Here is a 12,912-nt window from a genome sequence, read left to right as displayed (position 1 = left end):
CCGGCCCCGACCCGCGCGCACCAGGCGTAGCGTGCCGACATGACGCCTTCACCCGCGATCACCACCGCCGGTCAGCTGCGCGCATCGGGTCACACCTACCGCCCGGTCCGCATCGAGATGCGCGAGAACCTCCTCGCCGCCCTCGCGAACGGCGGCGACCCGTGGCCGGGCATCCACGGCTTCGACACCACCGTCATCCCCCAGCTCGAGCGGGCCATCCTCGCCGGCCACGACATCGTCCTCCTGGGCGAACGTGGCCAGGGCAAGACCCGGCTCCTCCGCAGCCTCAACGGGCTCCTCGACGAGTACAGCCCGGTCATCGACGGGTCGGAACTCGGCGAGCATCCGTTCCACCCCATCGCCCCGGCATCCGTCCGTCGTGCAAGTGAGCTCGGCGACGATCTCCCCGTGAAATGGCGCCACCGCAGCGAGCGATACGCCGAGAAGCTTGCCACCCCCGACACGTCGGTGGCCGACCTCATCGGCGACGTCGACCCGATCAAGGTGGCCGAGGGCCGCTCGCTCGGCGACCCCGAGACGATCCACTACGGGCTCGTGCCGCGCAGCAACGGCGGCATCGTCGCGATCAACGAGCTGCCCGACCTCGCCGAGCGCATCCAGGTGTCGCTGCTGAACGTCATGGAGGAGCGCGACATCCAGATCCGCGGCTATGTGCTGCGCCTCGACCTCGACGTGCTCGTGGTCGCCACCGCGAACCCCGAGGACTACACCAACCGCGGCCGCATCATCACGCCGCTGCAGGACCGCTTCGGCGCCGAGATCCGCACGCACTACCCCCAGACCATCGACGAGGAGATCGCCGTCATCCGGCAGGAAGCGGACCTCGTCGCCGAGGTCCCGGGCCACCTGCTCGAGATCCTCGCGCGCTTCACGCGCAACCTTCGGGAATCGGATGCCGTGGACCAGCGCGCGGGCGTATCCGCCAGGTTCGCGATCGCCGGCGCCGAGACGATCGCCGCTGCCGCCCTGCATCGCGCGACGCGGCAGCACGAAGAGGTCGCCGTCGCCCGCCCGGTGGACCTCGAGACCGCCGTCGACGTGCTCGGCGGCAAGATCGAGTTCGAGACGGGGGAGGAGGGCCGTGAGCGCGCCATCCTCGAGCACCTGCTGCGCACTGCGGTGGCGGACACGGCTCGGGCGCACCTGCGCGGTCTTGATTCGCGGGCTCTCGCGGACGCGCTGCACACCGGTGCGACCGTGATGACGGGCGAGCAGGTTCCGGCTGCCGAGGTGCTGTCGGCGATGCCGGTGCTGGGCGAGTCGGACCTGTACGACCAGGTGGCCGAGCGCCTCGAGGCTCGCACACCGGGTGAGCGCGCGGGCGCGCTGGAGCTCCTTCTCGAGTCGCTGTACCTCGAGAAGAAGATCGGCAAAGACAGCGCAGGCGGTGAGACGGTCTATGGCTGACGTCACCTCCCGCCCGCCGGACGAGCAAGTCGACCCGCCCCGCCCCGCCTATTCCCGCTCGTTGAGCGAGCGGAGCGAGTCGAAACGCCCCGCCCTTTCTCGGTCGTTGAGCGAGCGGAGCGAGTCGAAACGCCCCGGACCCGGCGCAGAGCGCATTCTCGAGGCGTTTCGACTTCGGGCGCTAGAGCGCCCTCCGCTCAACGACCGGGGGTCGGAGTCCCTCTCGCCGGGGACTCGCTCGTTGAGCGAGCGGAGCGAGTCGAAACGCCCCGGACCCGGCGCGGAGCGCATTCTTGAGGCGTTTCGGCTTCGGGCGCTGGGGCGCCCTCCGCTCAACGACCGGGGGTCGGAGTCCCTCTCGCCGGGGACTCGCTCGTTGAGCGAGCGCAGCGAGTCGAAACGCCCCGGACCCGGCGCGGAGCGCATTCTTGAGGCGTTTCGGCTTCGGGCGCTGGGGCGCCCTCCGCTCAACGACCGGGGGTCGGAGTCCTTCTCGCCGGGGATTCGCTCGTTGAGCGAGCGGAGCGAGTCGAAACGCCCCGGATCCGGCGCGGAGCGCATTCTTGAGGCGTTTCGGCTTCGGGCGCTGGGGCGCCCTCCGCTCAACGACCGGGGGTCGGAGTCCTTCTCGCCGGGGATTCGCTCGTTGAGCGAGCGGAGCGAGTCGAAACGCCCCGGATCCGGCGCGGAGCGCATTCTTGAGGCGTTTCGACTTCGGGCGCTGGGGCGCCCTCCGCTCAACGACCGGGGGTCGGAGTCCTTCTCGCCGGGGATTCGCTCGTTGAGCGAGCGGAGCGAGTCGAAACGCCCCGGATCCGGCGCGGAGCGCATTCTCGAGGCGTTTCGACTTCGGGCGCTAGAGCGCCCTCCGCTCAACGACCGGGGGCCGGAGTCCCTCTCGCCGGGGACTCGCTCGTTGAGCGAGCGGAGCGAGTCGAAACGCCCCGAACGCGGTCGCAACCCCTCCCCGAGGCATTCGTAATGCCGCGCTCCTTCCACCGCACCCCTGCGCACACCTCCCGCTACGGCCGCTACGCCGGCGGCGACCCCCTTGCGCCTCCCGTCCCCATCCAGTCGGCGCTCGAGGCGATCGGCCGCGAGGTCATGGAAGGAACCTCCGCCGAGCGCGCCATGCGCGAATACCTCCGCCGCGGCGACCAGAACCGCGCCGGCCTCGACGAACTCGCTCGCCGCGTCCGCGAGCGCCGGACCCAGCTCACCCAGCGCCACCGCCTCGACGGCACGCTCGAAGAGGTCCGCCGCCTCCTCGACCACGCCGTCCTCGAAGAGCGAAAGCACCTCGTCCGCGACGTCGATCTCGACGACGACGTCCGCGCCTTCTCAGAGATGCGGCTCGAGAGCCTCCCCACCAGCACCGCGGCGGCCGTCAACGACCTCGCCGACTACGAGTGGCAGAGCCCGACCGCGCGTGCCGACTACGACCGCATCCGCGAGCTGCTCGGCCGCGAGCTGCTGGATCAGCGCTTCGCCGGCATGAAGAACGCGCTCGAGAACGCGACGGATGCTGATCGCCAGGCGATCCGCGACATGCTCAACGATCTCAACGACCTGCTCGAGAAGCGCCGGCTCGGCGAAGACACGCAGGAGGACTTCGACGAGTTCATGCGCAAGCACGGGAATCAGTTCCCCGAGAATCCGCAGAACCTCGACGAGCTCCTCGACACGCTCTCCGAGCGCTCCGCCGCGGCGCAGCGGATGCTCAACTCCATGACCCCTGAGCAGCGCGACGAGCTGCTCAGCCTCGCCGAGCAGGCGTTCGGCTCGCCCGACCTCATGCAGTCGCTCTCGCGTCTCGACGACAATCTGCGTTCGCTCCGGCCCGGCGAGGACTGGTCGGGTTCGGCATCCTTCTCCGGCGATCAGCCGACGGGTCTCGGCGAGGCGACCGGCATCATGCAGGACCTCTCCGATCTCGATTCGCTGACCGATCAGCTCGGCCAGATGTACCCGGGCGCGCGCATGGACGACATCGATCTCGACGCGCTCGAGCGGCTCATCGGCGAGGACGCCGCCGTCAACGCCCGCACGCTGCGCGAGCTGGAGCAGGAGCTGAGGGATACCGGGATGCTGCAGCGCGCGTCCGACGGACAGCTCAGGCTGACCCCGCGGGCCATGCGGCAGCTGGGGCGTGCGCTGCTGCGCGACATCGCGACGCGGCAGTCGGGTCGCACGGGTCGCCGTGAGACGCGGAATGTGGGGGCCGCCGGCGACCGCACGGGTTCGACGCGCGAGTGGGCCTTCGGCGACACCGAGCCGTGGGACATCCCGCGCACGGTGTCGAACGCGGTGCTACGGACGGTGCTCGACGGGGGAGAGGTGTCGGGCGGGGTGCGGCTCGACACGCGCGATGTCGAGGTCGTCGAGACCGAGGAGCGCACGCAGGCCGCGGTCGCACTGCTCGTGGACACGTCCTTCTCGATGGCGATGGACGGCCGCTGGGTGCCGATGAAGCGCACGGCGCTGGCCCTGCATCACCTGATCTCGACGCGGTTCCGTGGCGACAAGCTGCAGCTGATCGCGTTCGCCCGTCACGCCGAGGTGATCGACATCGAGCAGCTCACCGCGAAGGATGCCGTGTGGGACAAGGGCACGAACCTGCAGCACGCCCTGTTGCTCGCGCAGCGGCACTTCCGCAAGAACCCGGCGGCGCAGCCGGTGCTGCTGATCGTGACGGATGGCGAGCCGACGTCGCACCTGCGCCCCGACGGGAGCGTGTTCTTCTCGTATCCGCCGGACCCGCGGACGGTCGCGGTGACGGTGCGCGAGCTCGACAACGTGCAGCGGCTCGGCGCGCAGACGACGTTCTTCCGCCTGGGGGAGGATCCGGGTCTGGCCCGGTTCATCGACGCGCTCGCGCGGCGCGCGGGCGGGCACGTGGTGGCGCCGGAGCTGGACGACCTCGGGCGCGCGGTGGTCGACAGCTACCTCGGCGCGCGGCACACCGGGCGTGGGACGCCGGAGGATTTCGGCGACATGCTCCACGGGCGATCGTGGTGGTGGTGAGGAGGGAACATGGCCGAAGACACGGAGGCCGTGGTGGTCGTCACAGTGTTCACACCGCGCCCGGAGGCGAAGGGCGAACTCATCGAGGCGCTGCACGATTACCTTCCTGAGGTGCATCGCGAGGAGGGCTGCCTTCTGTATGCCATCCACGACGCCGAAGACGGGACGATCGTGCTGATCGAGAAGTGGGCCTCGCGTGCGCATCTCGACCGCCACAACGAGACGCCGGCGCTCGCCGAGCTGGACCGTCGGGTCGCTCCGTTCGTCGACACACCGACGACGTGGACGACGATGACTCCGCTCCTCGTCGAGCTCGGACCCGCCGCCGCGCTCTGAGTGCTGGTCGCGCCTCCTCAGCTCGTGCTGCTCAGCCAGGCACGCACATCCATCGCCTCAGGCAGGATCTCGCGTGTCTCGGCGGGATCGGCATTCACCGGGTTGTCGTGCAGCCAGCGCCACATGTTGATGAGGTCGTCGCCGACGAATCGGCGGAACAGGAACAACGGCATGGGGAAGCGGGCCGGCTTGCGGCCGCGGACCTCTCGGTAGATCTCTCTGCACTCCGAGATCGACGTGGAGTCCGCAACGAGGTTCAGGTCCCGCCCGATGAAGCGCTGCGGATCGGCGAAGGCTTTGGCAGCAATGGCCCCGAGGTCACGGACGCTGATCCAGGCGACGCGATAGTCGTCTCCCAAGAGCTTCGGCATCGTGTACCAGGTCGAACTCTGCGGAAAGTAGGCCGCGTCGGTCATGAGCTCCATGAACGCCATCGGTCGCAGGACGGTCAGCGGAAGGCCGAGCCGTCTGAACCCTTCGGCGATCTCGATCTTGGCATCCCACTGCTCGATGCCCCGCTTCTGATCATCCAATCCCGCTGACCCGTACACGACGTGCTGGACGCCGGCACCCGCCGCCGCGCTGCCGACGTTGCGGCCCTGGCCGAGCTCGACCTCGATGGACCCGGACTTCGGCAGCTGCACGCTGTAGACGCCGTACGCGCCGGCGAAAGCCGCGTCGAGCGACGCCGGATCCTCGAGGTCGGCGCGCACGACGTCAGCGCCGAGGCGCCTCAGCTCAGCCGCCTCGGCGGCATCCGGGCTGCGGGTGAGCGCGCGGACTTTCCATCCACCGTCGAGCAGATGACGCGCGACCTGACCGCCTTGGCGGCCCGTGGCACCGAGGACCGCGATCGTTCGCCCCGTCGTCGACATGGACGTCACTTCCCACGCGAGAGTTGGCGCTCCGTTGCGCCTGCGCCGATTGTACGGCGGAAGGTCGCCGCGGGCGACGCCTCGCGGTGGTGCACCGCGGCGGTGCCCCGCGGAGTGATCGAAGGATGTCGCGGGCCCCTCGTGGCGAGGAGCCCGCGCCGTTCGTCAACCGGACGCGCCCTTGCGTGGCTTGATGAACGCCCGTGACTCCGCGCTCGCGCGCTTCTCCGCGCGCTTCTGCTTGATCGATGACTGAGCGACCTTCTTGGTGTCGCGTGCTCGCGGTGATCTGCCTGACATGACGACTCGCTTCCCCTGTTGGCTGGCGGGTGAACCCATGACCATAGTCGGCTTCCCGGGAAAGTCAATTCGCTGCACCCCCGCCACGAAAAAACCGCTGACTTGCCTTTTTCTGGAACCGGGCTATGGTGATGGCCATGACCACGATGGCCCGTCCCCACCGCATGGAGCGTCTCACCGACGCCTCCGTGGTGACGTCCGTGGTCGAAATCGCCGGCGCCCGCCACGAAGTGCTGCCGCCCCGGCGGAGCACCGCGGGTGGACTGTTCCCGCAGCCCATCCGCCGCGTCGCGCCCCCGTGATGACCGATCTCCTCGATCGGTCCAACCGGACACACCCAGCGCGTCGCACATGCGGCGCTTTTTTTGTACCCAAGGAGCAGGACATGACCATCGAAGCCCCCGACTCCGGCACCATCGCCGACGTGCAGCGCCAGCTTGAGCGGCAGCTCGAGGAACGGCTGGCCGTCCTCCAGGAGCTCGAGCCGTTCGCCCTCCCGAGCGTCGACCCGGTCGCATACCAGTCGGCAGCATCCCACCGGGCCGCGATCGAGCAGATCAGCGCGGCGCTGAACCGGATCGCCGGAGGCACCTACGGCCAGTGCACCCGGTGTGGAAGGCAGATCGCACCCGCGCGGCTGGAGGTCCTCCCGCACGCCGCCGCCTGCATCGAATGTCAGAGCCATGCTGACGCCGCGTAACCGCAAGCCCGTGGCGATCCCGTCCCGCGCTCCCGTCGGTCACGAAGCTCGCGACGACGACCTCCTCCGACCGCGAGACGGCCATCGCACGGTGCATCGGCGCCTCGCCGATCGGTTCTCCGAGTCGCGTGGCGTTCCTGTCGACCGATCGAGCGACCCAGCGGCTCAGCAGGCGAGCACGTTCCGCGGCGTGACCGCGCGCTGGGTCGCGATGGGCTGACCGGGTCCAGAACGAGAACGGATGCCGCGGCGCGGCGGGTGCGCAGAGCGCGAGGTCGACGTCGCTCTGGCGCGCTGCGGCGGGGTGGGCGATCCTGTTGTTCAACCGCGGTGCGGCCGCGGAAGGAGGCATCCGTTCGTCCTGCGCCGCTCGCCCTGCAGGGACCGACACGACCACGGGGGTCCGAATGACCGAACCCGACACCGTCACCACGCAGCGGGTGCCCTACGCGCTGCGGCGGGTGGGAACCCTCATGACGGCGAATGTGAGCGACCCGCTCGAACTGGAAGGCGTGCTCAACCCCGCCACGGCGTGGGGGAGCGACGGCGAGCTGTACCTGTACCCGCGCATCGTCGCCCTGGCGAACGTCTCGCGCATCGGCCGGGCGCGCGTCGTCATCGAGGACGGCGTGCCCGTCGGCGTCGAGCGGCTCGGCGTGGTGCTCGCACCCGACGAGGGCTGGGAGTACGGCCGACGCAATGCCGGGGTGGAGGACCCGCGCATCACCTTCCTCGAACCGCTGGGCGTCCACGTCATGTCGTACATCGCGTTCGGACCGTTCGGCCCGAAGCCGGCGCTCGCCGTGTCGCACGACACCATCTCGTGGCAGCGCCTCGGCCCGCTGCGGTTCGCCTATCAGCCCGAGCTCGACACCGACCTCAACCTCTACACGAACAAGGACATCGTCTTCTTCCCCGAGCCGGTGCCCGGCCCCGACGGCGAGCCGAAGCTCGCGCTGCTGCATCGACCCATGTGGGACCTGGACTGGCTGCGGCCCGGCGAGGGCGTGCGCCCGCCCGCGGGCGTCGACGACGTGCGCGCATCGATCTGGATCGGCTACATCGACCTCGATGCCGCCAAGCGCGACCTCACCGCTCTCACCTACGTCGAGGACTCGGCCCCGGTGGCCGGTCCGGTGGCGGAGTTCGAGTCCGCCAAGATCGGCGCCGGCCCGCCCCCGCTGCGCGTGCCCGAGGGGTGGCTGCTGCTGCACCACGGCGTCGCCGGTCAGTTGCCCACGGGCTTCTCGCTCGCCCCGGGTTCGCGCTACGCCGTCGGTGCGATCCTGCTCGACGCCGACGACCCCCGGCGCGTGATCGCACGCACGACCGAGCCGCTTCTCGAGCCCGAGACTCCGCAAGAGATCCACGGCACGCTGAGCAACGTCGTCTTCCCCACCGCGATCGAGAAGATCGGCGACCGGCATTTCGTGTTCTACGGCATGGCCGACTCGTCGATCGGTGTCGCGGAGCTCGTGCGCGTCGAGCCCTGAGGTCTCGTGCGGGACGGATGCCGACCTCGACGAGCGTGCCGCTGGGAACCCGCCGCCCGGCGTCGCGCGATGATCCGCGGGTCTCACCACTATTCGGGGTCCTGACCGGATCGGGCGACGTGTCCGTCCTCCGGTGACGGAGCACCGATGCCGTTCGTCTCAGTGCAGTCTTGCGCTGATCTTGCGCTTCTTGTGGAAGCACTCCGTGGTCCGCTCGATCCTTCGCGCGATCTTGCGGTACCGCTGACGTTTGCTCGGCGGCACCTTGCGGTGCGGGCCGAAGACTGGGGTCGTGCTCGAGGAGCGATCGGAAATCTCACCGACTGCCCACCCGCACCTTTCGCTCCTCACCAGAACAAGCGGGCGCCGCCCGCGAAAGGACACTCCCATGAAGAAGATCGTCAAGGCCTCCATCGCCACCACCGCCGGTGTCGTTCTGCTGCTCGGCGGCGCGGGCACCTTCGCCACCTGGAACTCGTCGGCGACCGCCGAGGGCGCATCCATCGTCGCGGGCAACCTGGTCGTCGAGGCATCGCAGGAAGCCGGCACCTGGACCGCCAACGGCTCTGCCATCGACATCGCGGACTACGCGATCGTCCCGGGCGACGTGCTCACCTACACGAAGACGATGAACGTCGGCGCCGAGGGCGACAGCCTGAGCGCGACGCTCGCCCTGACCGACTCGTCGATCGCGCCCGCCGACCCGGCGGAGCCCGCCGACATCGCCCTCGCGAGCTACCTCACCGACTCGGCGGTCCTCACGGCCTCGGGTGCCGGCATCACCGGCACCGGTCCCACGTTCACCGTCACCCCGGCCGGCGACGTCGTCAGCCAGGACGTCACCGTCACCGTCACCATCGCCTTCCCGTACGGCGATGTCGTAGGCGGCAACAACGCGGCGATGAACGGTGCCGTCACGCTCGACGAGCTCACCGTCAGCCTCACGCAGAACACCAAGTAAGCCCCGGGGGCCCGTCTCTGCCCGAGAGGCGGGTCTCCGGTTCCACGTCCGTCAGACACTGAGAAGGAACCGCGATGAGCCGCCGCACCCGCCGCCACGCCGCACGGCGCGACGCCCGCCGTGCGGCGGCTCCGCGGCGCATGCTGCTCGGCGCACTCGGCACGGCGGGCGCGATCGTGCTCGGCATCCTCGCCGGCGGTGGCACCTTCGCACTCTGGACGGCGGCGGCACCCGTGGCTGCGGCGGTCACGCTGCAGGCCGGGTCATCCGGCGTCACCGCCACGCCCCTCGACCTCTCGGCCACGGGCCTGTACCCGGGTCGCACGATCTACGCGGCCACCACGGTGCGCAATACCGGCACCACGCCGCTCGCTCTCACGATCGACCCGGTGACGAGTTCGACGGCGACAACGCCGTTCACGAGCTCGGTGGCGGTCACCGTCGGCCAGACCGCTTCGGCCGCAGACTGCGCCGCCGGCCGCATCGCCGCCGCGGTGACCACCGGCGTCGGCGCCGCCGCGGCGTCGGACCTGCGCCTCACCCTCGCCCCCGGCGCGTCGCAGCTGCTCTGCATCGGCGTCGGCCTGCCGCAGGCCGCGCCTGCCGCAGCGGCCGGCGGAGCGGCATCCGTTCTCACCATCACCATCTCGGGAACGCAGGTGCGCCGATGATCCGCCGCCTGCTCGGCCCGATCGCCGCGCTCGTCACCCTCGCGGTGCTCGGCGGCGCGGGCGGCGCGGCCGCCGCGTGGATGGCGAGCGCGCCGGTGACGGCATCCGTCTCGTCCACCACGGTCGCCACCACGGTGCAGCTCACGGGCGGGCTCACCACGACCTACCGTGCCGACACGAGCACCCCGGCGGCCGGCCAGCTGACGATCGCCAACACCGGTGGGGCGCCGCTGTCGTACACGCTCGCCACCCAGCTCGGCGCGGGCAGCAGCCCGGCCCTCGCCGACAAGATCGCGCTGCGCCTGTGGACCGGCAGCGCCTGCGGGACCACCGCCCCGAGCACGGCAGAGAACACGACCCTCGCCAACGCCGCGCCCGCTCTGCCGGCCGCGGCGCGCACGCTCGCCCCCGGGGCATCCGTGGTGGTGTGCGTCGCCACGCAGCTCGACGCGCAGAGCGTTTCGTCGATGGCGGGGCAGGCCGTGACGGCGACCTTCGCCGTGACGGGTGTCGTCGGCACGAGCTGGACCACCACCGCGACGACCGCCGTCTTCACCCAGTCGGTTTACGGTCTCGCCGCCGCGGGCGCTCCGAGCTGCGTGCAGGCGCCGCCGCACGGGGTGCAGCTGAGCTGGACCGCCCCCACGAACCGCGGCGCGGGCGCGACCCTGCAGTACCGCGTGGTCGACACCGCGAACGTCGTCGTGAAGGAACTGAGTTCCAGCGCCGCCACCCTGTCCGTCGTTCTGGGTGCCACCGACATCGCGGCGGACGGCGTCCACGAGCTCCGCATCGTCGCCACCGAGAAGACCGCGGCGGGCACCGTCTCGTCCGACAGCTCCACCCTCCTGGTACGGCGGACCGCCGTCGGCAACTCCAACATCAAGTACGAATGCGTGATGCCATGACCCTCTCCACTCCCGTGTCGACGACCACCCTCCCGACGCTCGGCGCGGCCGAGCCGTCGTCGCGCAGAACCCGTCGCGCCGACGCCCGCCGTGGTGACGAGGGACAGAGCCTGCTGCACTACCTCGCCGTCTCGGTCAGCGCGTCGATCCTCGTGCTGCTGCTCGGAGTCGCGGTCGCCGTGGTCGGCCTGCCCGCCGTCATCGGCGGCAGTGCGATGACGGTGCTCACCCAGTCGATGGAGCCCGGCCTGCCGCCCGGAACGCTCGTCGTCATCCGCCCGACGCCGGTGGACGAGATCCGCGTCGGCGACGTCATCACGTATCAGATCAGCTCGGGCGAGGCGGCCGTGGTGAGCCACCGCGTGGTGTCGAAGACCTACGCCGACGGCGAGCTGACCTTCATCACGAAGGGTGACAACAACGACACGCTCGACCCTGCGCCGGTGAACCCCGTGCAGATCCGCGGCACGCTCTGGTACAGCCTGCCGCTGCTCGGCTGGGTGAACAACGTGCTGAACGGCTCGAACCGCGCCATCGTGCTGGCGGTCGTCGCCGGCTCGCTCTTCCTCTACGCCGCGGTGTCGGTCGGCGGGGCCGTTCGCGATCGACGGAAGAAGACGGATGCCGCAACCCGCCGCTCTGCGGAAGCCTCGTCTCGCCGCGCGCACCGGTAAACCTGCAAACCGCGCTGGGCGCGTCGGCCGCATCGTTCGTCAGTGCGTCGGGTGACTCCGGAGGGGTGGCACCGGCGCGTTCGGTCTTCCATCATGGTGACAGCGGGTGTGGCTGGGGCGCTCAAAGTTTCGCGGCTTCGCCCCCTATTGGCGAGGGCAGTCGAGGGCCACCGTAGATCTCACGGCACACCTTCGATCGCGGAAGGAGCGACCGGTGAACGCACACGGATGCCGCCGCCTCAGCGCCGTCGTGATAGCGGCGTCGGTGGTCGCCCTGTCGGGGTGCTCGATGATGATCCCGGTCGGGCCGATGACCTCTGAGGAGCGAGACATCAGCGACGTGTCGCACGTGGTGCTCGAGACATCCGGTGATCTTGTCGTCTCGGAGGGCGAGCCGGCGCTGACGGTGCACGCGCCGGAGGGGGCGATCGACCGTCTCACGTCCGCCGTGGACGGCGACACCCTCGTGCTGGACTCCGCGCCCGGCTTCACGATGGGGATGGGCGACGTGCGCTACGACCTGACCCTGCGACGGTTGGAGCTGATCGAACTGAACGGCTCGGGCGATGTCGAAGCGACGGTCTCGGCGGACGGCACAGTGCAGCTCGATATCGATGGCTCGGGCGACGTCGACTGGTCGGGCCTGGCGGCCGATCGTGTCGAGGTGCGCATCTCGGGGTCGGGCGACGTCACCTTGACGGGCTCGGCCGCCGAGCTATCCATCGACCTTGAGGGCAGCGGCAACGTCGACGCTGAACAGCTCGAGGCGCAGGACGCCGTCGTCACCCTCTCCGGGTCGGGCGAGGTGGATATCTCGGCGAGCGACAGCCTGTCGGTCGACCTTTCCGGCAGCGGCCGCGTCACGTACTCCGGTGATCCGAGCACCGACGTGCGCGTGTCGGGCTCGGGGGATGTCGTGCGCCGCTGAGCGGACTCCGTGAAGAGTCGACGGCCGACGTCGATGCCTGGTGTGTCACTGCCCGCCCGAGATGCGCGCAGGGAGATCGTCCTGTCGACTCGGCCTGGGCCCGGGAGCGGTCCATGGTTGACGCCAGTCGGGCGCAGGAAACGGTTCAGCGAAGTAGAGCGTTTCGCGGTCGACCCGTTCGCCTCTGAAGTGGATGATCTTCACGAAATGGAGCGGGTCACTTCCGTCGTAGCTCAGCAGTCCCTCCGCGATCCAGAGATCACCGCATCCCCGAATCTCCTGCGGTCGGAATTCCAGCTTCGCCGGGTACCGCTCTCGCCACGCCTGCTGGTCGGCCCTGCTCCGGAACCACGCAGTCCCCGACGAAGTCGCCCTCGTGCGTCTCGATGATCCAGAGCCCGTGACCGTGCTCTGCGTAGTTGCGTTGGTTCCATGCGATCCAGGCCGCGGCTTGCTCGCGAGTCTTCGGTCCGGGGTAGAACCGCATCACTTCGGGATCTCCCACGAGGTCAGCCATGTCATCGATGTCGGTCGGCAGCATCTCGCGAAAACGAACTCCCGCGGTGTCTGGGGGAAGCACCTCAGCACCATAGCGAACGTCGCAGGCCTCTGGT

The 12,912-nt window shown here is 70.0% G+C and carries 13 protein-coding genes; 11 read left to right on the top strand and 2 right to left on the bottom strand.

All coding sequences use genetic code 11. The features are described from left to right. The first annotated feature begins 39 nt into the window (after positions 1–39). The 3 genes from MRBLWH7_RS09525 (at position 40) to MRBLWH7_RS09515 (ending at position 4,788) form a co-directional block, all read left to right on the top strand. Positions 40–1,428: an AAA family ATPase gene (locus MRBLWH7_RS09525; RefSeq protein WP_342001524.1), complete on the top strand. Its 1,389-nt coding sequence runs from the start codon at positions 40–42 to the stop codon at positions 1,426–1,428. Between the two features lie 981 nt (positions 1,429–2,409). Next, positions 2,410–4,452 carry a VWA domain-containing protein gene (locus tag MRBLWH7_RS09520; protein WP_342001522.1) on the top strand — a complete coding sequence of 681 codons (2,043 nt, stop codon included), beginning with the start codon at positions 2,410–2,412 and terminating at the stop codon, positions 4,450–4,452. 9 nt (positions 4,453–4,461) lie between these two features. Beyond that, positions 4,462–4,788 (top strand): antibiotic biosynthesis monooxygenase, encoded by a 327-nt coding sequence (locus MRBLWH7_RS09515; protein ID WP_342001520.1) that lies wholly within the window; start codon positions 4,462–4,464, stop codon positions 4,786–4,788. Positions 4,789–4,805: 17 nt separating this feature from the next. On the opposite strand, the gene MRBLWH7_RS09510 is transcribed toward MRBLWH7_RS09515, so the two are convergent. Further along, a complete protein-coding gene (locus tag MRBLWH7_RS09510; RefSeq protein WP_342001995.1) occupies positions 4,806–5,663 on the bottom strand; it encodes an NmrA/HSCARG family protein in 858 nt (285 codons plus the stop codon). Positions 5,664–6,100: 437 nt separating this feature from the next. On the opposite strand from MRBLWH7_RS09510, the gene MRBLWH7_RS09505 reads away from it, so the two are divergent. The 8 genes from MRBLWH7_RS09505 to MRBLWH7_RS09470 all read left to right on the top strand — a co-directional run bounded on the left by MRBLWH7_RS09505 (position 6,101) and on the right by MRBLWH7_RS09470 (position 12,298). Continuing rightward, positions 6,101–6,265, top strand: a complete 165-nt coding sequence (locus MRBLWH7_RS09505; protein ID WP_342001518.1) for a hypothetical protein — start codon at positions 6,101–6,103, stop codon at positions 6,263–6,265. Between the two features lie 83 nt (positions 6,266–6,348). Further along, the gene (locus MRBLWH7_RS09500) at positions 6,349–6,663 is read left to right on the top strand and encodes a TraR/DksA family transcriptional regulator (protein ID WP_342001516.1); all 315 of its coding nucleotides are present in this window, start codon (positions 6,349–6,351) and stop codon (positions 6,661–6,663) included. 407 nt (positions 6,664–7,070) lie between these two features. Then, complete coding sequence (locus tag MRBLWH7_RS09495) at positions 7,071–8,156, top strand: glycosidase (protein WP_342001514.1); 1,086 nt, start codon at positions 7,071–7,073, stop codon at positions 8,154–8,156. A gap of 388 nt (positions 8,157–8,544) precedes the next feature. Beyond that, the gene (locus MRBLWH7_RS09490; protein ID WP_342001512.1) at positions 8,545–9,117 is read left to right on the top strand and encodes an alternate-type signal peptide domain-containing protein; all 573 of its coding nucleotides are present in this window, start codon (positions 8,545–8,547) and stop codon (positions 9,115–9,117) included. 74 nt (positions 9,118–9,191) lie between these two features. Continuing rightward, positions 9,192–9,788, top strand: coding sequence for a hypothetical protein (locus tag MRBLWH7_RS09485; RefSeq protein ID WP_342001510.1), 597 nt, complete (start codon positions 9,192–9,194; stop codon positions 9,786–9,788). Further along, entirely contained in the window at positions 9,785–10,696 is a 912-nt protein-coding gene (locus MRBLWH7_RS09480; protein WP_342001508.1) for a hypothetical protein, read from the top strand. The genes MRBLWH7_RS09485 and MRBLWH7_RS09480 overlap by 4 nt, the downstream gene beginning before the upstream one ends. Next, on the top strand, positions 10,693–11,370 hold the full coding sequence (locus MRBLWH7_RS09475) for a signal peptidase I (RefSeq protein ID WP_342001506.1): 678 nt from the start codon (positions 10,693–10,695) through the stop codon (positions 11,368–11,370). Before MRBLWH7_RS09480 ends, MRBLWH7_RS09475 begins: the two co-directional genes overlap by 4 nt. Before the next feature lie 214 nt (positions 11,371–11,584). Further along, positions 11,585–12,298 carry a head GIN domain-containing protein gene (locus MRBLWH7_RS09470; RefSeq protein WP_342001504.1) on the top strand — a complete coding sequence of 238 codons (714 nt, stop codon included), beginning with the start codon at positions 11,585–11,587 and terminating at the stop codon, positions 12,296–12,298. A gap of 259 nt (positions 12,299–12,557) precedes the next feature. Here MRBLWH7_RS09470 and MRBLWH7_RS09465 read toward each other — a convergent pair whose 3' ends face one another. Beyond that, on the bottom strand, positions 12,558–12,878 hold the full coding sequence (locus tag MRBLWH7_RS09465; RefSeq protein WP_342001502.1) for a GNAT family N-acetyltransferase: 321 nt from the start codon (positions 12,876–12,878) through the stop codon (positions 12,558–12,560). Positions 12,879–12,912 lie beyond the last annotated feature (34 nt).

Origin of the sequence: Microbacterium sp. LWH7-1.2 (genome assembly GCF_038397755.1) — a bacterium.
GTDB lineage: Bacteria > Actinomycetota > Actinomycetes > Actinomycetales > Microbacteriaceae > Microbacterium.
The sequence above is the reverse complement of the archived record's forward strand: the minus strand, read 5'-3'. Positions and strand labels throughout refer to the sequence as shown.

Bases quoted from the DNA above. Each gene is read 5' to 3' on its own strand.
- MRBLWH7_RS09525 (WP_342001524.1), top strand. From the start codon at position 40: ATGACGCCTTCACCCGCGATCACCACCGCCGGTCAGCTGCGCGCATCG.
- MRBLWH7_RS09520 (WP_342001522.1), top strand. From the start codon at position 2,410: ATGCCGCGCTCCTTCCACCGCACCCCTGCGCACACCTCCCGCTACGGC.
- MRBLWH7_RS09515 (WP_342001520.1), top strand. From the start codon at position 4,462: ATGGCCGAAGACACGGAGGCCGTGGTGGTCGTCACAGTGTTCACACCG.
- MRBLWH7_RS09510 (WP_342001995.1), bottom strand. From the start codon at position 5,663: ATGTCGACGACGGGGCGAACGATCGCGGTCCTCGGTGCCACGGGCCGC.
- MRBLWH7_RS09505 (WP_342001518.1), top strand. From the start codon at position 6,101: ATGACCACGATGGCCCGTCCCCACCGCATGGAGCGTCTCACCGACGCC.
- MRBLWH7_RS09500 (WP_342001516.1), top strand. From the start codon at position 6,349: ATGACCATCGAAGCCCCCGACTCCGGCACCATCGCCGACGTGCAGCGC.
- MRBLWH7_RS09495 (WP_342001514.1), top strand. From the start codon at position 7,071: ATGACCGAACCCGACACCGTCACCACGCAGCGGGTGCCCTACGCGCTG.
- MRBLWH7_RS09490 (WP_342001512.1), top strand. From the start codon at position 8,545: ATGAAGAAGATCGTCAAGGCCTCCATCGCCACCACCGCCGGTGTCGTT.
- MRBLWH7_RS09485 (WP_342001510.1), top strand. From the start codon at position 9,192: ATGAGCCGCCGCACCCGCCGCCACGCCGCACGGCGCGACGCCCGCCGT.
- MRBLWH7_RS09480 (WP_342001508.1), top strand. From the start codon at position 9,785: ATGATCCGCCGCCTGCTCGGCCCGATCGCCGCGCTCGTCACCCTCGCG.
- MRBLWH7_RS09475 (WP_342001506.1), top strand. From the start codon at position 10,693: ATGACCCTCTCCACTCCCGTGTCGACGACCACCCTCCCGACGCTCGGC.